The sequence below is a fragment of the Ectothiorhodospira variabilis genome (assembly GCF_022227625.1).
In the GTDB taxonomy this organism is placed as follows: Bacteria; Pseudomonadota; Gammaproteobacteria; order Ectothiorhodospirales; family Ectothiorhodospiraceae; genus Ectothiorhodospira; species Ectothiorhodospira haloalkaliphila.
The window spans coordinates 71153-89965 of record NZ_JAJNAO010000008.1; the positions used below are offsets into that span (position 1 = coordinate 71153).

Annotated in this window: 20 protein-coding genes; all 20 read left to right on the forward strand. The window is 61.7% G+C overall.

Annotated features, from left to right (window positions below):
- The first annotated feature begins 42 nt into the window (after nucleotides 1–42).
- The 20 genes from LPW30_RS09770 to LPW30_RS09865 all read left to right on the forward strand — a co-directional run bounded on the left by LPW30_RS09770 (nucleotide 43) and on the right by LPW30_RS09865 (nucleotide 18779).
- Nucleotides 43–558, forward strand: coding sequence for a flagellar basal body-associated FliL family protein (locus LPW30_RS09770; RefSeq protein ID WP_025281869.1), 516 nt, complete (start codon nucleotides 43–45; stop codon nucleotides 556–558).
- Between the two features lie 9 nt (nucleotides 559–567).
- The gene (gene fliM / locus LPW30_RS09775; protein ID WP_239680751.1) at nucleotides 568–1548 is read left to right on the forward strand and encodes a flagellar motor switch protein FliM; all 981 of its coding nucleotides are present in this window, start codon (nucleotides 568–570) and stop codon (nucleotides 1546–1548) included.
- Nucleotides 1549–1564: 16 nt separating this feature from the next.
- Nucleotides 1565–2209: a flagellar motor switch protein FliN gene (gene fliN / locus LPW30_RS09780; protein WP_025281227.1), complete on the forward strand. Its 645-nt coding sequence runs from the start codon at nucleotides 1565–1567 to the stop codon at nucleotides 2207–2209.
- 8 nt (nucleotides 2210–2217) lie between these two features.
- On the forward strand, nucleotides 2218–2667 hold the full coding sequence (fliO, locus tag LPW30_RS09785; protein WP_029762339.1) for a flagellar biosynthetic protein FliO: 450 nt from the start codon (nucleotides 2218–2220) through the stop codon (nucleotides 2665–2667).
- Entirely contained in the window at nucleotides 2664–3416 is a 753-nt protein-coding gene (gene fliP / locus LPW30_RS09790) for a flagellar type III secretion system pore protein FliP (protein ID WP_420796545.1), read from the forward strand. The genes fliO and fliP overlap by 4 nt, the downstream gene beginning before the upstream one ends.
- Before the next feature lie 10 nt (nucleotides 3417–3426).
- Entirely contained in the window at nucleotides 3427–3696 is a 270-nt protein-coding gene (gene fliQ / locus LPW30_RS09795; protein WP_025281230.1) for a flagellar biosynthesis protein FliQ, read from the forward strand.
- A 15-nt stretch (nucleotides 3697–3711) separates the two neighbouring features.
- The gene (gene fliR, locus LPW30_RS09800) at nucleotides 3712–4488 is read left to right on the forward strand and encodes a flagellar biosynthetic protein FliR (RefSeq protein WP_025281231.1); all 777 of its coding nucleotides are present in this window, start codon (nucleotides 3712–3714) and stop codon (nucleotides 4486–4488) included.
- Between the two features lie 3 nt (nucleotides 4489–4491).
- Nucleotides 4492–5649, forward strand: a complete 1158-nt coding sequence (gene flhB / locus LPW30_RS09805; RefSeq protein ID WP_025281232.1) for a flagellar biosynthesis protein FlhB — start codon at nucleotides 4492–4494, stop codon at nucleotides 5647–5649.
- Entirely contained in the window at nucleotides 5650–7740 is a 2091-nt protein-coding gene (gene flhA, locus LPW30_RS09810; RefSeq protein ID WP_025281233.1) for a flagellar biosynthesis protein FlhA, read from the forward strand.
- Nucleotides 7741–7807: 67 nt separating this feature from the next.
- Nucleotides 7808–9346: a flagellar biosynthesis GTPase FlhF gene (flhF, locus tag LPW30_RS09815; RefSeq protein WP_025281234.1), complete on the forward strand. Its 1539-nt coding sequence runs from the start codon at nucleotides 7808–7810 to the stop codon at nucleotides 9344–9346.
- The gene (locus tag LPW30_RS09820) at nucleotides 9330–10220 is read left to right on the forward strand and encodes a MinD/ParA family protein (protein ID WP_239680752.1); all 891 of its coding nucleotides are present in this window, start codon (nucleotides 9330–9332) and stop codon (nucleotides 10218–10220) included. Before flhF ends, LPW30_RS09820 begins: the two co-directional genes overlap by 17 nt.
- Before the next feature lie 11 nt (nucleotides 10221–10231).
- A complete protein-coding gene (locus LPW30_RS09825; protein ID WP_026623758.1) occupies nucleotides 10232–10954 on the forward strand; it encodes an RNA polymerase sigma factor FliA in 723 nt (240 codons plus the stop codon).
- A 103-nt stretch (nucleotides 10955–11057) separates the two neighbouring features.
- Nucleotides 11058–11438: a chemotaxis response regulator CheY gene (locus LPW30_RS09830; protein WP_025281237.1), complete on the forward strand. Its 381-nt coding sequence runs from the start codon at nucleotides 11058–11060 to the stop codon at nucleotides 11436–11438.
- Nucleotides 11439–11447: 9 nt separating this feature from the next.
- Nucleotides 11448–12233, forward strand: a complete 786-nt coding sequence (locus LPW30_RS09835; protein WP_239680753.1) for a protein phosphatase CheZ — start codon at nucleotides 11448–11450, stop codon at nucleotides 12231–12233.
- A 107-nt stretch (nucleotides 12234–12340) separates the two neighbouring features.
- Complete coding sequence (locus LPW30_RS09840) at nucleotides 12341–14449, forward strand: chemotaxis protein CheA (RefSeq protein WP_239680754.1); 2109 nt, start codon at nucleotides 12341–12343, stop codon at nucleotides 14447–14449.
- A gap of 63 nt (nucleotides 14450–14512) precedes the next feature.
- Entirely contained in the window at nucleotides 14513–15634 is a 1122-nt protein-coding gene (locus tag LPW30_RS09845) for a protein-glutamate methylesterase/protein-glutamine glutaminase (RefSeq protein ID WP_026623759.1), read from the forward strand.
- Nucleotides 15635–15638: 4 nt separating this feature from the next.
- Nucleotides 15639–16382, forward strand: coding sequence for a flagellar motor protein (locus LPW30_RS09850; RefSeq protein WP_025281240.1), 744 nt, complete (start codon nucleotides 15639–15641; stop codon nucleotides 16380–16382).
- Between the two features lie 38 nt (nucleotides 16383–16420).
- Nucleotides 16421–17308: a flagellar motor protein MotD gene (motD, locus tag LPW30_RS09855; protein WP_026623760.1), complete on the forward strand. Its 888-nt coding sequence runs from the start codon at nucleotides 16421–16423 to the stop codon at nucleotides 17306–17308.
- Entirely contained in the window at nucleotides 17308–18111 is an 804-nt protein-coding gene (locus LPW30_RS09860; RefSeq protein ID WP_035369593.1) for a ParA family protein, read from the forward strand. The genes motD and LPW30_RS09860 overlap by 1 nt, the downstream gene beginning before the upstream one ends.
- Entirely contained in the window at nucleotides 18108–18779 is a 672-nt protein-coding gene (locus LPW30_RS09865) for a chemotaxis protein CheW (RefSeq protein ID WP_239680755.1), read from the forward strand. Before LPW30_RS09860 ends, LPW30_RS09865 begins: the two co-directional genes overlap by 4 nt.
- Nucleotides 18780–18813 lie beyond the last annotated feature (34 nt).

Here is an 18813-nt window from a genome sequence, read left to right on the forward strand (position 1 = left end):
GGCATGTGCCTTGCATCAGCCCCGATAGAGGGAGACCGTCCGATGGCCAAGAAACCTGAAAAAAGCAAGCTCGACCTGAATCCCAATGCCGGCAAGAGCGGTGGCAAGGGGGGCGCCTTGAAATTGATCCTGATCGTGTTGGTGACCTTCGTGGTGGCCGCTGCGGTGGGAGGGGGCGCCGCCTGGTATTTCCTGGTGATGCAAGCGGATCGTCCATCAGCAGAGCAGACCGTTGTGGCCGAGCCGCAATACCTGCCGCTGGAACCACCGCTGGTGGTGAATTTCTCCGGTTCGGAGCGCATCCGGTTTGCACAGGTGGGCATTGTGGTGATGGCACGCAGTGAAGACGTCTTTACGGGCGTGGAGCGACACATGCCGGTGATACGCAACAACCTCATGCTGCTGCTGAGCCAGAAGACCTATGACCAATTGGTCACTCCTGAGGGCAAGGAGGCGTTGCGCGCCGAGGTACTGGAAGAGATTCGCGGTGTGCTGGAGCAGCGCGGGGCGCCCTCGAACGTGGAAGCGATCTATTTCAATAACCTGGTGATGCAGTGAGGCTGGGCCATGCCGACCAATGATGTTCTTTCCCAGGACGAGATTGATGCCCTTTTGCACGGGGTCGATAGCGGGGCGGTGGAAACCGAGGAGGATTTCCTGGCCCATGACGGGGTGGCACGTGGTTATGACCTGACCACCCAGGACCGCATCGTGCGGGGTCGGATGCCGACCCTGGACATGATCAACGAACGCTTCGCCCGCTACATGCGTATCGGCATGTTCGAACTGCTGCGCCGGTCTGCCGAGATCTCGGTACTCGGCATCAAGATGATGAAATTCGGGGAGTACGTCCATTCGCTTTACCTGCCCACCAGTCTGAACATGGTTCGCGTCAAGCCCTTGAGAGGGACGGCCCTGTTCGTCATTGATCCCAAACTGGTTTTCATCCTGGTGGACAACTTCTTCGGGGGCGACGGGCGTTACCCGGCCAAGATCGAGGGTCGGGAGTTCACACCCACGGAACTGCGGGTCATTCGCATGCTGCTTGAGCAGTCCTTCCGTGATTACAAGCAGGCATGGGCCCCGGTGATGGATCTGGAGTTTGAATACAGCCGCTCGGAAGTCAATCCGCAGTTCGCCAATATCGTCAGCCCCACCGAAGTGGTGGTGGTGTGTTCCTTCCAGGTTGAACTGGATGGAGGTGGTGGAGAGTTCCACATCACGATGCCCTACTCAATGATCGAGCCGATCCGGGATCAGTTGGATACAGGGCTGCAAAGCGATCGCGCCGATGTGGATGATCGCTGGCCCAAGGCCCTTCGGGAAGAGTTGAAGATGATTCAGGTGGAGGTCAGCGCGACCCTGGCAGAGGCCGAGTTGACCGTGGCGGAAATGATCAACCTCAAGCCGGGAGACGTCATCCCCATCGAAATGCCTGAAAACATCATTCTGCGGGCGGAGGACGTCCCAGTCCTGCGAGGTGAGTTTGGCATTTCCAATGGATTCAATGCATTGAAGATTGTAGGGCAAGTGAAGCTCTCGAACTGAATATCAGGAGGCTCCCATGAGTGAAAAAAACGAGCAGGACAAGGCTGCTGATGCTGAAGACCCCTGGGCTGCGGCTCTGGCGGAACAGGCTGAAGCCGAGAGCAAGAACCAGAAGCCGGAAGGTGAGGGAGGCGAGCAAAGTGCCCAGGACGACCTGGACAAGCTGCTGGCCGAGCAGGAGGCGTCAATGCAGGACGCCGGGGCCAAAGCCGATGCCAAGGCTGGCAAAGATGCCGCGAGGGATGCTGGCGAGGGAGATCAGGCCGGCAAGGCGAAGCCGGGTGAGGACGATGACTTCGAACACGCAGGTGAGAGTTCGGCGGCCATGGGGGCGAAGAAGGTCTCACGGGCGGAGTTTGAGGATCTCATGGATGAATCCAGGAAGGGCAAAGGGGATTCGGATCTGAACCTGGATGTGATCCTGGATGTGCCGGTGACCATTTCCATGGAGATCGGCCGTACCAAGATACCCATTCGCAATCTTCTTCAATTGAACCAGGGATCGGTGGTGGAACTGGATCGTCTGGCTGGCGAGCCCCTGGATGTCATGGTCAACGGCACGTTGGTGGCCCATGGCGAGGTGGTGGTGGTCAACGAGAAATTCGGTATTCGACTCACCGATGTCATCAGCCCGGCGGAACGGGTGAGAAAGCTCAAGTGAGGTCCTCCATGCGCACCGCAACACAGATCATGACCGCTCTGGGGCTGCTCTGCATGCCCTGGATGCTGGCTGCCGAGGAGGTCCAGCGCGGCACCCCGGGGCTGGGTGTCACCGGCGACGGCGCCGCACATCTGGTGCAGCTGGTGCTGGGCCTGATTGTGGTGGTGGCCGCCATTCTGGTGCTGGGTTTTGTACTGCGCCGCATCCACGGGCTTTCCGGTGGGCTTTCCAGCGACTTCAGGGTGCTGGGCAGTGTCTCCCTGGGTTCCCGGGAGCGCATGGTGCTGGTGCAGGTGGGCGATGTGCAAATGGTGGTGGGCGTGGCCCCGGGGCGCGTGCAGACCCTGCATGTGCTGGAGCGTCCCATTGATGTGAACCCGACTGCGGTCAAGGGCGCCGACCCGTCCTTCGCCCAGCGTTTGCGCACCGCCATGAGCGGTCAGGGGGCGTCGTCATGAAACCCCGCGCCGGGTGGGCCCTGTGGCTGCCACTGCTGGCCCTGTTGCCTCTGGATACGGCCATGGCGCAGGCAGGATTCGACATCCTGACCGTGGAGCCAGGGCCGGATGGCAGTGAGACCTATTCGGTCACCCTGCAGATCCTGATCCTGATGACCCTGATGAGCCTGCTCCCGGCGGCGCTCATCATGCTCACCGCCTTCACGCGCATCATCATCGTGCTGGGTATTCTGCGTCAGGGCATCGGTACCACCCAGACGCCTTCCAACCAGATCCTCATCGGTCTGGCCCTGTTTCTCACCTTCTTCGTGATGGCGCCGGTCTTTCAGGCGGTGAACGAGGAGGCCGTGCAGCCCTTCGTGGCAGAGGAAATCTCTCAGGAAGAGATGGTGCAGCGGGCCTGGGAGCCCATGCGGGACTTCATGCTGGAGCAGACCCGCGAAACGGACATCGCCATGTTTGCGCGCATTGCGGGCTACGAGAGCTTCGAGTCCCCCGAGGAGGTGCCTTTTTCGGTCCTGGTGCCCTCGTTCATCACCAGTGAGCTCAAGACCGCCTTCCAGATCGGGTTTCTGATCCTGATTCCGTTCCTGATCGTGGATCTGGTGGTGGCCAGCGTGCTGATGTCCATGGGGATGATGATGCTCTCCCCGCTGATCATCTCGCTGCCCTTCAAGATCATGCTGTTCGTGCTGGTGGATGGCTGGGCCCTGATCATGGGCACCCTGGCCACCAGCTTTTTCGCCTGAGGAGGCCGAGATGACCCCCGAGACCGTCGTGGAAGTGGGCCAGGAGGCATTGATGACCATCATCATGCTGGCTGCGCCGGTGCTCATCACCGGGCTGAGCATCGGACTGTTCATTGGCATGATTCAGGCCGCCACATCCATTCAGGAAATGACCCTGTCGTTCATTCCCAAGCTGCTGGGGATGTTCGCCGCCCTGATCGTCTTTGGTGGCTGGATGCTGGATCTTCTGGTCAATTACGTGACCCGTCTCTACGACGCCATTCCCGGACTGATCGGGTAGGTGGGGAGGCATCTCATGTTCAGTTTCACCGAAGCCGAACTCCTTGCCCTGGTCGCCGCTTTCGTGTGGCCTTTCGTGCGCATCAGTGCGATGTTGCTGGCGGCGCCCATCTTTGGCGCGGGTACGGTGCCGGTCCGGGTTCGCATTGTGCTGGCCCTGGTGCTGGCACTCATGGTGGCGCCGCTGTTGCCCGAGCCACCGCCGGTGTCGCCGTTCAGCCTGGAAGGGCTTCTGGTCACGGCTCAGCAGGTGCTGATCGGGCTCACCATGGGCTTCATCCTGCAAATGGTATTGAGTGCCCTGACCATGGCGGGTGAATCCATCGCCCTGTCCATGGGGCTGGGCTATGCCTCCATGGTGGATCCGGCCATGGGGGTTCAGGTGCCGGTGGTCTCCCAGTTCTTCATGATCATGGGGACGTTGATCTTTCTGGCCATGAATGGCCACCTGGTGATGCTGGAGATGCTGCTGCGCAGTTTTGAAATGATGCCTGTGGCGGTGGACGGGCTCAGCCAGGTGGATATGTGGGCGGTGGTGCAGTTCGGTTCCACCATGTATGTGGGGGCACTGCTGGTGGGGCTGCCTATTGTGTCCGCCATGCTCATGGTCAATCTGTCCATGGGGGTGATCACTCGCGCCTCACCGCAGTTGAACATCTTCGCCGTGGGTTTCCCCATGATGATCCTGTTGGGGTTCATTCTCATCATGTTCACGCTGCCCGCCCTCTCGCTACGGGTCGAGGATCTGGCCATGGCCGGATTCAGCGTCATCTCAAGGATGCTGGGGGGCTAGGTCATGGCCGAAAACGAAACCTCACAGGAAAAAACCGAACAACCCACCCCCAAACGCCTGCGCGACGCGCAGGACAAGGGACAGGTGGCCAGTTCCAAGGAGCTGAACACCACGCTGGTGCTGCTGGCGGGTTCCGGTACCCTGCTCGCGCTCGGCGGCGACATGCTCAACCGGATTCAGGAGCTGATCCGGCGTAGCTTCATGGTGGATCGGGAGCGCATCTTCGATCCTGCTTTCATGCTCACCGCCCTTGAGCACCGCATCGCCGAGGCCCTGCTGGTACTGGCGCCGATGATGCTCATCCTCGTGGTGGCCGCGATCACGGGCCCGGTGGTGATGGGGGGTGGGCGTTTTCGGCCCCAGGGCATGGCCCCCAAGCCGGACAAGCTCAGCCCCATCAAGGGCATCAAACGGATCTTCGGCCCCCAGGGTGCCATGGAACTGGGCAAGACCCTGGCCAAGTTTTCGCTGATCACCACGGTGGCCTCATTCCTGTTGTGGAACCTCTCCGGACGTATCGTTGGTCTGGGCGCCCAGGACATGGTGCCCGGGGTCGTGCATGCCGGTTACCTGATTGCCTGGACCTTCGTGGCCTTGAGCGTCTCGCTGATCCTGGTGGCCATGATCGACGTGCCATTCCAGATCTGGAACCACCAGCGCCAGTTGCGCATGACCAAGCAGGAGGTCAAGGACGAGTTCAAGGAGACGGAAGGCAAGCCGGAGGTGAAGAGCAAGATCCGCCAGACCCAGCAGGAGATCTCCCAGCGCCGCATGATGAGCGAGGTGCCCAAGGCGGACGTGGTGGTGACCAACCCCACGCACTTTGCGGTGGCACTGAAGTATGACCAGTCAAAGATGGGGGCTCCCCGGGTGGTGGCCAAGGGGGCGGATGAAGTGGCGGCGGAGATCCGCCAGGTGGCTCGTGTGCATCAGGTGCCGCTGTTCTCGGCGCCGCCCCTGGCGCGCGCCCTGTTCTTCAGCACCCGCCTGGATCAGGAGATCCCGGCCGGCCTGTATGTGGCCGTGGCGCAGGTGCTGGCCTATGTCTATCAGTTGCGCCATGCCCATCGTCAGGGCACTGACGAGCCACCACCGCCCGATGACCTGCCCGTGCCCAGTGAATTTCTCAAGCGCGACCCCACCCGTGGGGAGGAACCCTAGATGAATGCCCTGATGGAATCCCTGCGCAGTATCCAGCGGTCGGGCCTGGGCGCGCCCTTGCTGCTCATGGCGCTGCTCACCATGATGGTGATCCCGCTGCCGCCCCTGGCGCTGGATCTGCTGTTCACCTTCAACATCGCCCTGTCACTGGTGGTGATCCTGGTGGCTGTCTACACGCCCCGGCCACTGGAATTCGCGGTGTTTCCTACGGTGCTGCTGGTGGCCACCCTGTTGCGTCTGGCCCTGAACGTGGCTTCCACCCGGGTGATCCTCCTGGAAGGGCATACCGGTACCGATGCCGCCGGCAACGTGATCGGCGCCTTCGGCGACTTCGTGGTGGGCGGTAACTACGCCGTGGGCCTGGTGGTGTTCGCGATCCTGGTGATCATCAACTTCGTGGTGGTGACCAAAGGCGCGGGGCGTGTCTCGGAGGTGAGTGCCCGCTTCACCCTGGACGCCATGCCCGGCAAGCAGATGGCCATTGATGCCGACCTCAACTCCGGCCTTATCTCCCAGGATGAAGCCCGCCGGCGCCGTGACGAAGTGGCTCAGGAGGCGGATTTCTATGGATCCATGGACGGCGCCAGCAAGTTCGTCCGTGGTGATGCCATTGCCGGCATCCTGATCCTGTTCATCAACATCATTGGCGGGCTCATCATCGGCACCTTGCAGCACGCCATGAGCGTGGGCGATGCCGCCACCAACTACATCCTGCTCACCATCGGTGATGGTCTGGTGGCGCAGATTCCCTCCCTGCTGCTGTCCTCTGCCACGGCCATCATCGTCACTCGCGTCTCCACCTCCCAGGATATGGGTCAGCAGGTGCTCAGCCAGTTGTTCGGCGCTCCCCGGGCCCTGTTCGTCGCGGCGGGTATCGTGGGTGCGCTGGGGATGGTGCCGGGCATGCCCAACATGGTCTTCCTGAGCCTGGCGACCCTCATGGCGACCAGCGGTTATCTGATGATGCAGCGGAGCAAGGCGCTGGAGGCGGCCGAGGCGCAGGAGATGGAGGCCGAGGCGCCGCCGCCGAGCCCGGAGATGAAGGAGCTTACCTGGGACGATGTGCCGCCCGTGGATCTGGTGGGCCTGGAGGTGGGCTATCGCCTGATCCCCTTGGTGGACCGCTCCCAGGGGGGGCAGCTCATGGGACGCATCAAGGGCGTGCGCCGCAAGCTGTCCCAGGAGCTGGGGTTCCTGATCCAGCCGGTGCACATCCGTGACAACCTGGACCTGGGCCCGAATCACTATCGCATCACCCTCATGGGGGTGACGGTGGGGGAGGGCGAGGTCTTCACCGATCGGGAGATGGCCATCAATCCCGGGCAGGTGTTCGGCGAGGTGAAGGGCACGCCCACCAAGGACCCCACCTTCGGGCTGGACGCCCTGTGGATCGATCCGGCGCAGCGGGAGGAGGCCCAGGGCCTGGGTTACACCGTGGTGGACGCCGGCACGGTGGTGGCTACCCATCTGTCGCAGATCCTCCGGGATCATGCCCATGAGTTGCTGGGTCATGAAGAGGTGCAGCACCTGCTGGATACCCTGGGCAAGCATTCGCCCAAGCTGGTGGAGAACCTGGTGCCCAAGACCCTGAGCCTGGGCGTGGTGCTCAAGGTGATGCAGAACCTGCTGGCGGAACAGATCCCCATTCGGGATATGCGCACCATCGCCGAAACCTTGGCGGAGCATGGTCCGCGCAGTCAGGATCCCGACGTTCTCACCGCGGCAGTGCGGGTGTCCCTGTCCCGTTCCATCGTGCAGAACATCATTGGAACGGCATCGGAGCTGCCTTTGCTGGCCATTGATCCCTCCCTGGAACAGATTTTGCAGAAGTCTTCACAAGGGGCCTCGGGAGCGGGGTTGGGCATCGAGCCGGGGCTGGCCGAACGCCTGCAACGCTCCATCGCCGAGGCCTCCCAACGCCAGGAAATGTCCGGAGAACCCTCCGTCCTGGTGGTCTCGCCCGATATCCGGCCCTGGATGGCCCGCTGGTTACGCAGTGCTGTACGGGGGCTGAACGTGCTGGCCTACACCGAAATACCGGATAACAAGCAGATCCGGGTGGTGGCCACTGTGGGACGGGAAGAGACCTGACAGGTGAAATACAGGCCGGCCCGGGCAATGTGCCGGGGTCGGAGCGAAACGGATAACGGGTATCGACATGAAGATTAAACGCTATTTTGCACCCGACATGCGCCAGGCGATTCGTCAGGTGCGTGACAGCCAGGGTCCGGATGCGGTGATCCTCTCAAGTCGCAGCGTGGACGGAGGGATCGAGCTGATCGCCGCCATCGATTACGACGAGGACCTGGTAACGGAAATGGCGGATCAGGAGGAACATGGAGATGCGCCGCGTGCCGCCCGCGCATCCGACTCCCCGTCGCAGGACGACGGGCTGGAGGATGATCTGCTCTCGCTGGGTGTGGATGCGAAGTCAAAGGGCCAGGGGCAGATGCCATCACGTCGTGGGGCAGGGGATTCCTGGGCGCGCCTGCCTCAAGACGCCACCCCATCCAGGGTGAACAAAAGGGAGTCGTCCGGGAATGCGAGTGCATCGTCGGAAGACGACCCCCTGAGCGCGATGATGACACCCCTGGTTGAGCCCCCGGACAGGCAGAAACAAACCCCCTCACGCAAAAAGCCTGAGTCAGGGCAGGCCAGGGCCAGGGCAGCCACGCAGAGTGACCCTGAGGATGCCGCCTTCAAGGCCATGCGCAAGGAAATTCAGGGATTGCGTGGATTGCTGCAGGAACAACTCTCGGTATTGATGGACCAGGAGTTTGCCCGTTCTGAACCCTGGCGTGCGGCCATCGTCCAGCGCCTGGCGTCCATGGGGGTGGATCACGAAGTGGCCCGCACGGTGGCCAGTGCGGTGGAGTTGGACAACTCCCCGGTCGCTGGCCGGTTCGAGCCGGTGGAAGGGTGGTCCGAGGCCCTGCGCCAGCTGGCGGGCCTGCTGCCCATCGCCGACGATGACCTCCTGGATCACAATGGTATCATTGCCTTTGTAGGCCCCAGTGGCGTGGGTAAAACCACAACGCTGGCCAAACTGGCGGCGCTGGCCAGCCTGCGGCACGGGCAGGAATCCATCGCCATCATCACCACCGATGTCTATCGCCTGGGCGCTCATCGTCAGTTGCAGACCATCGGTCAGTTACTTGGGGTCACCGTTCATCTGGCGCAGACAGAGCAGCAACTCAAGGATATGCTTAGGCGGGTGAAGTCCAAAAGGCTTGTGCTGATCGATACGACCGGAACCAATCAGCGTGACAAGGGCATGCTCGATGAGCTGGCTCAGGTCACCTCGGCGTCGGCCGCCCGCGTCATGCTGGTGATGGCCGCCAATGTGCAAAAGGCCGTCGTGGATGAGACCCTGAGTGGATTCAGTCATTTGCAACCTCAGGGCTGCATCCTGACCAAGGTGGATGAAGCTGCCAGCCTGGGTGAGGTGCTATCCGCTCTGATCTCGTCCAGGCTGCCGCTCAGTTTCTTCAGCGCGGGCCAGAGGATCCCCGAGGACCTGCTGGCCGCCAGTGCCCCGCGGTTGGTTCAGATGGCGGCAGCGGCGCTTGAAGCCCCGGGGAGGTTTTCCGAGCAACGGTCTCGTTCCAGGTTCCGGGCGCAGACAGCACCCGTGACCTCGCGTCCTGACAGTGTCAACGATCTCAGCACCAGGTTTACCCATGCCTTCACCCAGTGAGAATCAAAGCAGCGCATCGGGGCGCCGGGACAAGCCCCGGCCGGTTCGGGTGATTGCCGTTTCCAGCGGCAAGGGGGGGGTGGGCAAGACCAACGTGTCAGTCAACCTGTGTGCCGCGATGGCGCGGGCAGGCAAGCATGTCATGCTCATGGACGCCGACCTGGGTCTGGCGAATGTGGATCTGCTTCTGGGGCTGCAACCCAAGAGGAATCTGTCCCATGTACTGGAAGGGCAGTGCAGCCTGGATGAGGTGGTGGTGGAGGGTCCCAACGGGATGCTGATTGTCCCGGCGGCGTCCGGTATCGCCGATATGGCGGACTTGGGGCGCGCCCAGCATGTGGGCATCATTCATGCCTTCAGCGAACTCACTCACCCCCTGGACGTGTTGGTGGTGGACACCGCGGCAGGTCTGCATGACAGCGTGACCAGTTTCTGCCGAGCAGCCCATGAGGTGTTGGTGGTGGTCTGTGACGAACCCGCCTCCATCACGGATGCCTATGCGCTGATCAAGGTCCTGTGTCGGGATCACGGCGTCATGCGGTTCCGCATCCTGGCCAACATGGTGCGCAACGAGCAGGAAGACGAGGGTCGGAGTCTGTTCCGCAAGCTGGTCGCCGTGTGTGACCGTTTTCTCGACGATGTCACGCTCGACTACGTGGGTTCGATTCCCTACGACGATTATCTTCGCAAGGCCGTGCAACGTCGTCAGTCCGTGGTGGAGGCCTACCCCTCTTCTCCGGCGGCCCGGTCATTCGCGGCCTTGCCCTCGCGCATCGAACAATGGCCCATGCCCCGAGGGGCCCGGGGCGGCATCGAATTTTTTGTGGAACGTCTGATCAATAGCGATCAGAGTGATCTGGAGCCAGCACCATAAGCGGTCTCGCCATGTATGCCAGCCAACAGTTGGATTCCAATAGCCTGGTGGATGAGCATGTCGCCCTCGTCAAGCGTATTGCTTACCACCTGCTGGCGCGCCTGCCGGCCAATGTGCAGGTCGATGATCTGATTCAGTCGGGCATCATCGGCCTGCTGGAGGCTGCCCGTCATTACGACGCGTCCCAGGGTGCCAGTTTCGAAACCTACGCGGGTATCCGTATCCGTGGCGCCATGCTGGATGAGGTGCGTCGCAGTGACTGGACGCCCCGTTCCGTGCATCGTCACTCACGGCAGATCAGTGAGGTGATCCGCCAGATCGAAAACCGGGAAGGGCGGGAGGCCTCCGCGGCCGAGATCGCCGAGGCGCTCGGCGTGGATATGACGACCTATCAGGACATGCTCCGTGATGCGGTCTCTAGCCGGGTGCTGGGTTTCGATGACCTGGGGGATGATGATGCCTCGGCAGAGAATCTGCTGACCTCTGATGGGCCGGATCCGCTGATGGATCTGACACGAACCGATTTCAAGAAGGCGCTGGTGGAAAACATCGGCGAATTGCCGGAACGGGAAAGACTCGTGCTGTCCCTGTATTATGACGAGGAATTGAACCTGCGGGAGATTGGTCAGGTGCTGGGGGTGAGTGAATCCCGAGTCTGTCAACTCCATGGTCAGGCGCTGATGCGGCTCAAGGCGCGCATGGGCGACTGGGTGGGGGATGGCGTTCGGGTCTGAAATATCCCCGAGGTCACTGGATTCTGGGACACGTATCAATTCCGCGCGACGAGCGTGCGGTTCACGATTTGCGCATCACTGGAGGTTTTTTGTGAACAAGAATATGAAGATCCTCATTGTGGATGACTTTTCCACAATGCGTCGCATCATCAAGAACTTGCTGCGGGATCTTGGGTACAACAACACCTCCGAGGCGGATGATGGACACACGGCGTTACCCATGCTGCAAAATGGTAACTACGATTTTCTGGTCACCGACTGGAACATGCCCATCATGCCGGGCATCGACCTGCTTCGGGCAGTGAGGGCAGACCCCCGCATCAAGGATCTGCCAGTGCTCATGGTGACCGCAGAAGCCAAGCGCGAGCAGATCGTTGAGGCGGCTCAGGCGGGCGTGAACGGCTACATCGTCAAGCCGTTCACGGCAGAAACCCTGCGGGAAAAGATCGACAGGATCTTCGAACGCCTCGAGCAAAACGGTTGATCATTGCCCATGGATAAGAGCCAAGACAGCGACAAAGAGGCCCTTTTCAAGAAGGAGCAACTGGAGCGAGCCCGGGAACTGGTTCAGATGATGGAGGCCGGCCAGGAAGACAAGGCGGGCCACCTGATCGAGGAGCTGGGCCGCATGCACGAGAGCATGCTGTTCCAGGAACTGGGCAAACTGACCCGCGACCTGCACGAGGCGCTCAACAGCTTCCGCCTGGATACTCGTCTGTCGGAACTCACTCATCAGGATATTCCTGATGCCAAGGAGCGCCTCAATTACGTGGTGGCCATGACGGAACAGGCTGCTCACCGCACGCTCAACGCGGTGGAGGACAATCTGCCCGTGGCGGAGTCGCTGGCCACTCGCGCCGGGGAACTGGGTGCGGAGTGGACACGCTTTCGCCAACGCGAGATGTCTCTCGAGGAGTTCAGACAGGTGAGCCAGAAATTGAGCGATTTTCTCGCGGACACGGAGCGGGATGCAGACAAGCTGCGCAAGGGTCTGTCCGAAGTGTTGATGGCACAGGACTTTCAGGATCTGACCGGTCAGGTGATTCGCCGGGTCATGACCCTGGTTCAGGATCTGGAAGACAACCTGGTGGGTTTGGTGAGGGTATCGGGACAACGACTGACCAAACCCGAAACCGACCATCGTCCGGCTGATCCCCGCAAGGATGCCGGCCCTGCCAGCGCCGGCACAGGCCCTGCAGTCTCCGGGACCTCCGACAAGGGGGAAGTGGTCAGCGGGCAGGACGATGTGGACGATCTGCTCTCCAGCCTGGGTTTCTGATCGAGTCCAAGGGCCCACCTCCGGGTGTATGCCCATTTCAGATTTCCCCGAGTTGGCCGCCAACCTGGGAGTGAGAAGGGCATCCGCACGACGCGCGAGAACAAGGCATGACTCTGGACACCGACGACGAAATCCTGAACGACTTCCTCATAGAGGCCAGTGAGATCCTGGATGCCCTCGGTGAGCAGTTGGTGCAGTTGGAGCGAACCCCCGACGACAAGGACCTGCTGAACTCCGTCTTCCGCAGTTTCCACACCATCAAGGGAGGCGCCGGGTTCCTCAATCTGGAAAACCTGGTGAAGATTTGTCACCGCGCCGAGGACGTCTTCAACCTGCTGCGCCAGGGGCAGCGTCGTGCCGATAGCAACCTGATGGACATCATCCTTCAGGTGCTGGATGTGCTTAACCGGATGTTCGATGAATTGCGTTCTGGCCAGGAGCCTGAGCCCGCCCCTGACCATCTGCTGGCGGCCCTGGAGCCGCTCACTTACCCCGAGGGGGAAGAACCCGCACACCTGTCCCCCCCTCCCGCAGCGGCGCCTGCCGAGCCTGCCGAACCAACCCCGGCACCTTCCACCCCCATGCCACCGGTGGAAACGGCTGACGGGGATATCACTGACGAAGAGTTCGAGGCGCTCCTGGATGCCATGCAGGAGGGCAAGGACAACAAACAGCCCGGAAATGGCGCCGGCACTTCACCGGTGGCGTCACCCGCAGAGGCGACCCAGCAGGGCGGTGATGAGATCACGGATGCAGAATTCGAGCAATTGCTGGACGAGCTTCAAGGCAAGGGGGCCTCGGCAGGTGGGCAGTCCGCTGCGCCAGCGGCCGGCAGCGGCCAGGATGAACTGATCTCCGAGGACGAATTCGAGAATCTGCTGGATCAGTTGCATGGCAAGGGTCAGGCCCCCCAGCCTCAGAAGCCGACCGGTGGTGAGACCGTCAAGGAAGAGTCCCGGGCAGCCTCGCCGCCGGCTTCCAAGCCGACCTCCACCGGGGAGGCCGCCCCCCCGGAGGCACCCGCGCCCACGCAGGCCAAGGCAGCGCCGGCAGAGACCTCGGTTCGGGTGGATACCAAGCGCCTGGATGACATCATGAACCTGGTGGGTGAACTGGTTCTGGTGCGTAACCGACTGGCCACGCTGCGCTCACGCATGAAGGATGAGCAGGTCTCCAAGGCCGTCACCAATCTGGATGTGGTCACTGCGGATCTGCAGGCCGCAGTCATGAAGACCCGGATGCAGCCCATCAAGAAGGTCTTTGGTCGTTTTCCCAGGGTGGTCCGTGATCTGGCGCGCACCCTCAAGAAAGAGATCAACTTGGAGCTGGAGGGAGAGGATACCGACCTGGACAAGAATCTGGTGGAGGCCCTGGCCGACCCGCTGGTGCACCTGGTGCGCAATGCGGTTGACCATGGTATTGAATCTCCCGAGGAGCGCCAGGCAGCGGGCAAGGCACGTGCGGGCCGAGTGGTGCTCTCCGCCAATCAGGAAGGCGACCACATCCTGCTCACCATCTCCGATGACGGCAAGGGGATGGATCCCGATGTGTTGCGGGGCAAGGCCGTCGAGAAGGGTATGATGGACGAGGACGCGGCCGCGCGACTGACGGATCATGATGCCTTCAACCTGATCTTCCGGGCCGGTTTTTCCACCAAGACGGAGATATCCGACGTCTCGGGCCGCGGCGTGGGCATGGATGTGGTCAAGACGCGCATTGCCCAGCTCAACGGTCGCGTGGAAATCACCTCGGCGCCTGGGCAGGGCAGCACGCTCAGTATTCGTCTTCCTCTGACCCTGGCCATTCTGCCCACCCTGATGGTGGTGCTGGGCAAACAGCGTTTCGCATTGCCGCTGGCCAATGTCAGCGAGATCTTTGATCTGGATCTGTCGCGTACCAACCGGGTGGATGACCAGGAGGTCATCATGGTCCGTAACCGTTCCTTGCCGCTTTACTACCTGCGGCGCTGGCTGGTGTCCGGCGACGCACCCGCCGGGGAAGGCGTGGGGCATGTGGTGGTGGTGTTTGCCGGCAACCAGCGGGTGGGGTTCGTGGTGGACAGCCTCATTGGTCAGGAAGAGGTGGTGATCAAGCCTTTGGGCAATGTCCTGCATGGGGTACCCGGGCTGGCCGGTGCCACCATTACCGGTGATGGGGGCATTGCCCTGATCCTGGATGTGCCCGGCTTGTTGAAAAGTTATGCCCGGCGCCTGTGAACGTCGGGTTCTTCTGTAACATCGTGGCCCGTTGGATGGGCTCATGGATAACGGAGGCGGTGAATGGCGGTTCGCGTTCTGGTGGTGGATGATTCCGGGTTCTTCCGGCGTCGCATCGTGGATATCCTGAATGCGGACCCCTCCCTTGAGGTGGTGGGTACGGCCAGCAATGGCCAGGAAGCCATTGATCAGGTCATTGCGCTCAAGCCCGATGTGGTGACCATGGACATCGAGATGCCCGTGATGGACGGGATCACGGCGGTGCGCCGCATCATGGCGCGTCAGCCCACGGCCATTCTCATGTTCTCATCACTCACCTTCGAGGGGGCCAAGGCCACCCTGGATGCACTGGAAGCGGGTGCCGTCGATTTTCTGCCCAAGCGTTTCGAGGATATCGCCCGGGATCAGCAGGAAGCCCGTGATGTGCTGTGTCGCCGGGTGCGCACCATCGGTCGCCGCGCAGCCGTCAGGTCAGGACGCGACAACGGCTCACGCGCCACGGCGCCCGCCCCCAAGTCAGCCCCTCCGGCCACAGGACGATCGATCGCTCAGCCCTCCGTGGCAACCGCGCCTCGTGCGTCTCGGGGAAGCGGCGACCGGGCGCCCCCGGTTCTGCGGGATTTCAAGGTGGTGTTGATTGGTACATCAACGGGCGGGCCCCTGGCCTTGCAGAAGGTTCTTGCCGCCCTGCCGGCCCATTTCCCACTCCCCTTGTTGCTGGTTCAGCACATGCCCGCCAGTTTCACGCCGGCCTTTGCACAGCGCCTGGATCAGCTGTGCAGTATCCGCGTCAAGGAGGCCGAGGACGGTGACGCGTTGCAGCCTGGCCTTGCCCTGCTGGCTCCCGGGGGACGACAGATGCAGGTGGAGTGTCGCGGCGGGCAGTCGCGGGTGCGTATCACCGAGAGCGCTGTTGATCAGCATTATCGACCTTGCGTGGATGTCACTTTCAACTCCGCCGCCGCCTGCTTCCGTGGTGATGCCCTGGTCATCGTGATGACCGGTATGGGGGCGGATGGTCGTGAGGGTGCCCGGTTGCTCAAGCGATGTGGTTCCACGGTCTGGGCACAGGACGAGGCCACCTGTGTGGTCTACGGCATGCCCGCAGCCATTGCCGAGGCCGGGTTGGCGGATCGGATATTGCCCTTGCCCCAGATCGGCAAGTTGTTGGCGGAGGCCTGCTGATATCATGGATATCCTCAGTCTCATTGGTGTGATGCTGGCGTTGGTGGCGGTGTTCGGCGGCACCATTGCCAAGGGCAGTGGTCTTGCGGCGCTGTGGAACGGCGCGGCATTCGTCATCGTGATCCTGGGCACGATTGCGGCGGCCCTGGTGCAAACCCGTCCCGCAGTATTCATGCGTGCCTTCCGTATCCTGCCCTGGGTATTTGTTCAGCCGCGACTCGAGCCGGAGGCCACCATCGAGAAGATCGTCAGCTGGAGCCAGGTGGCGCGCAAGGAAGGGCTTCTGGGGCTGGAATCCCTGGCTGAGGAAGAGACGGATGTATTTTCGAAAAAGGGGCTGCAACTGCTGGTGGATGGTACCGAGCCCGACAATATCCGCACCATTCTCGAAGTGGAGATGGGCACCAAGGAGGACTTCGACACTCAGGCCGCCAAGGTGTTCGAGAGCATGGGGATCTATGCGCCCACCATGGGAATTGTGGGTGCGGTGATGGGTCTGATGGCGGTGATGCAGAACCTGGCGGACCCAAGCCGGCTCGGTGCCGGTATCGCCGCGGCCTTCGTTGCTACAATCTATGGTATTGCCTCGGCCAATCTTTTCTTTCTTCCCATGAGCAACAAGCTCAAGACCACGATTCAGAATCAGAGTGCCCATCGGGAAATGATCGTGGAGGGCATCATCTCCATCGCCGAGGGAGAGAATCCCCGTAACATCGAGACCAAACTGCAAGGTTATTTGCAGCGATAGGGCCTTGAAAAAATTGCCTTTATGCCGATATTGACACTATGGCCAAACGCCGCAAAAAACATGAGGATCACGTAAATCACGAGGCATGGGCGATTCCCTATGCGGACCTGCTCGTGCTGTTGCTGGCGTTTTTTGTGGTGATGTATGCCATTTCCTCGGTGAACGAGGGTAAATATCGGGTGTTATCGGAATCTCTGGTGAACGCCTTTGGCACCCCCCCGCGGGCTGTGGACCCGATTCAGGTGGGGGAGCCCACCCGCGCCCCGCGCCCCGCCATCCTCGAAACGCCGCCGCTGACTGCGCCCATCGAAATGCCGGAAATGACCCGCAGCCTGGAATCCATGCTGGCGGATGTGGATGTGGAGGGCCTTGCCGAGGCCGTGGCCGGGATCAATTTCATGGCAGACGAGATCAGTGAGGCCATGCGCCCCTTGATCGAAGCCGGAATGATCGATGTGGGGCGGGATCGCCTCTGGATCGAGGTTCAGATCAACACCAGCATCCTGTTTGCCAGTGGGAGTGCCAATCTGGCGACCGAGGCCGTGCCGGTGCTGGAGACTCTGGCGGAGATCCTCAGCCGTTTCCCGGTGCGTGTTCATGTGGAAGGGCATACCGATAACATCCCCATCAGCAGTCCCGTATACCCCTCCAACTGGGAGCTCTCCTCAGGGCGGGCGGCCACGGTGGTGAATCTGCTCGCCCGCAATGGCCTGGATCCGGATCAGATGGCCGCCATCGGTTTTGGTGAGTACCGGCCCATCGCCAGCAACGACACGCCGGAAGGGCGGCGGGATAATCGGCGGGTGAATATCGTCATCCTGGCCGGGAAGCGCCCCCGCGCCGAGGATGGGGATCCCCCCGAGATGCTTCGGGAGGATATGGAGATGCTGCTGGATCGCCAACGCGTTGGCCCGGGGGGATTGTGATGAGCACCGTGACCTGGGCTGTGGCCAATCAAAAGGGTGGGGTGGGCAAGACCACCACCACTGTCACCCTGGGTGGGCTGCTGGCACTGCGGGGCCACGATACACTGCTGGTGGATCTGGATCCCCATGGCTCCCTCACGGCCTATTTTGGCTACGATCCCGAGGGCGCCACCGGGGGCGTCTACAGCCTTTACCAGCGATCCGCCGAGCGCAAGCCCCTGGATGCCTTCGCTGCGGTACGCCAGACCCGCTATGAACACCTGTATGTGATGCCGGCATCCACCGCCCAGGCCACCCTGGACCGGCAACTGGGCACCCGCGAGGGCATGGGGCTGGTCATCAAGCGCGCCATTGCCAGCATGCAGGACCGCTTCGATTTCGTGTTGCTGGATTGCCCGCCGATGCTGGGTGTGTTGATGGTGAATGCCCTGGCGGCCTGTGATCGGTTGCTGATTCCGGTGCAGACGGAATTTCTTGCCATCCGCGGTCTCGACCGCATGCTGCATACGCTGAAGATGGTACAGAAATCCCGCAAGCAACCACTGGAGTACCTGGTGGTGCCCACCTTGTTCGATCGTCGCACGCGGGCCTCCACTCAGGCCCTCTGGGAATTGCGTGATCAATATCGCGACTGCCTGTGGCCGGGCGTGATCACCGTGGACACCAAGTTTCGTGAAGCCAGCGTGGCCGGCGAACCCCTGCCCGTGATGATGCCCGAGGCACGGGGTAGTCAGGCCTACGCACGCCTGCTGGACTGGTTGCTCAATTCAGCCAGCCATTGCCAGCAGAAGGCGGTGTCATGAAGGATCGTCCACAGAAAACCCTGATCGTTGAAGAACAACAGGCCCTGACCGCCTACCTGGATGGTCTGCTTCAGGAGGTCGCCCTTGACGAGGCAGAGCCCGAGCCCATCGCCGCGAAGGTGGCGCCAGGTCCGCGGTTGGTGACTCAGCCGAAACTGGTGTCGGTGCCTCAGGTGGCGCCACCGGTTCCCGCTGCCACGCTGGCACCGCGGCAAGCGATGCCGCCCGACTGGGCCCAGGGTGCCTTTCAGTGTCTGCTGTTCCGGCTGGCTGGACTGCCGCTTTCGGTTCCTCTGATCAAACTCAACGGCATCATGGAGATGCCCGAGAAGATCACGCCCATGCCGGGCCACAGCCCATTGTTCATGGGGCTGGTGAATCGCCATGGACGCAAGGTGAAGGTGGTGGATATCACCCAGTTGGTGATGCCCCGGGACCGGATACCTGAGCGTTCGCCGCCACGCAATCTCATCCTCATCGATGACGCCCGCTGGGGGCTGGCCTGCGACAGGGTTGAAGAAACCCTGACCGTCACCGCGGAGCAGGTACGATGGCGCTCGTCCCAGGGCAAGAGGCCCTGGTTGGCTGGCACGATGATCCAGCATCTGTGTGCCATCCTGGATGTGGACTATCTGGCGTCTTCCCTGGAAGACGGCAACTGGGGTTGAGCACTCAACGCATTCAAAATGATCTGACAGGCTG

Bases quoted from the DNA above. Each gene is read 5' to 3' on its own strand.
- fliO (WP_029762339.1), top strand. From the start codon at position 2,218: ATGCGCACCGCAACACAGATCATGACCGCTCTGGGGCTGCTCTGCATG.
- fliN (WP_025281227.1), top strand. From the start codon at position 1,565: ATGAGTGAAAAAAACGAGCAGGACAAGGCTGCTGATGCTGAAGACCCC.
- LPW30_RS09840 (WP_239680754.1), top strand. From the start codon at position 12,341: ATGACTCTGGACACCGACGACGAAATCCTGAACGACTTCCTCATAGAG.
- LPW30_RS09820 (WP_239680752.1), top strand. From the start codon at position 9,330: ATGCCTTCACCCAGTGAGAATCAAAGCAGCGCATCGGGGCGCCGGGAC.
- flhF (WP_025281234.1), top strand. From the start codon at position 7,808: ATGAAGATTAAACGCTATTTTGCACCCGACATGCGCCAGGCGATTCGT.
- LPW30_RS09845 (WP_026623759.1), top strand. From the start codon at position 14,513: ATGGCGGTTCGCGTTCTGGTGGTGGATGATTCCGGGTTCTTCCGGCGT.
- flhA (WP_025281233.1), top strand. From the start codon at position 5,650: ATGAATGCCCTGATGGAATCCCTGCGCAGTATCCAGCGGTCGGGCCTG.
- LPW30_RS09770 (WP_025281869.1), top strand. From the start codon at position 43: ATGGCCAAGAAACCTGAAAAAAGCAAGCTCGACCTGAATCCCAATGCC.
- LPW30_RS09850 (WP_025281240.1), top strand. From the start codon at position 15,639: ATGGATATCCTCAGTCTCATTGGTGTGATGCTGGCGTTGGTGGCGGTG.
- LPW30_RS09860 (WP_035369593.1), top strand. From the start codon at position 17,308: ATGAGCACCGTGACCTGGGCTGTGGCCAATCAAAAGGGTGGGGTGGGC.
- LPW30_RS09825 (WP_026623758.1), top strand. From the start codon at position 10,232: ATGTATGCCAGCCAACAGTTGGATTCCAATAGCCTGGTGGATGAGCAT.
- fliR (WP_025281231.1), top strand. From the start codon at position 3,712: ATGTTCAGTTTCACCGAAGCCGAACTCCTTGCCCTGGTCGCCGCTTTC.
- flhB (WP_025281232.1), top strand. From the start codon at position 4,492: ATGGCCGAAAACGAAACCTCACAGGAAAAAACCGAACAACCCACCCCC.
- LPW30_RS09830 (WP_025281237.1), top strand. From the start codon at position 11,058: ATGAAGATCCTCATTGTGGATGACTTTTCCACAATGCGTCGCATCATC.
- LPW30_RS09865 (WP_239680755.1), top strand. From the start codon at position 18,108: ATGAAGGATCGTCCACAGAAAACCCTGATCGTTGAAGAACAACAGGCC.
- fliP (WP_420796545.1), top strand. From the start codon at position 2,664: ATGAAACCCCGCGCCGGGTGGGCCCTGTGGCTGCCACTGCTGGCCCTG.
- fliM (WP_239680751.1), top strand. From the start codon at position 568: ATGCCGACCAATGATGTTCTTTCCCAGGACGAGATTGATGCCCTTTTG.
- fliQ (WP_025281230.1), top strand. From the start codon at position 3,427: ATGACCCCCGAGACCGTCGTGGAAGTGGGCCAGGAGGCATTGATGACC.
- LPW30_RS09835 (WP_239680753.1), top strand. From the start codon at position 11,448: ATGGATAAGAGCCAAGACAGCGACAAAGAGGCCCTTTTCAAGAAGGAG.
- motD (WP_026623760.1), top strand. From the start codon at position 16,421: ATGGCCAAACGCCGCAAAAAACATGAGGATCACGTAAATCACGAGGCA.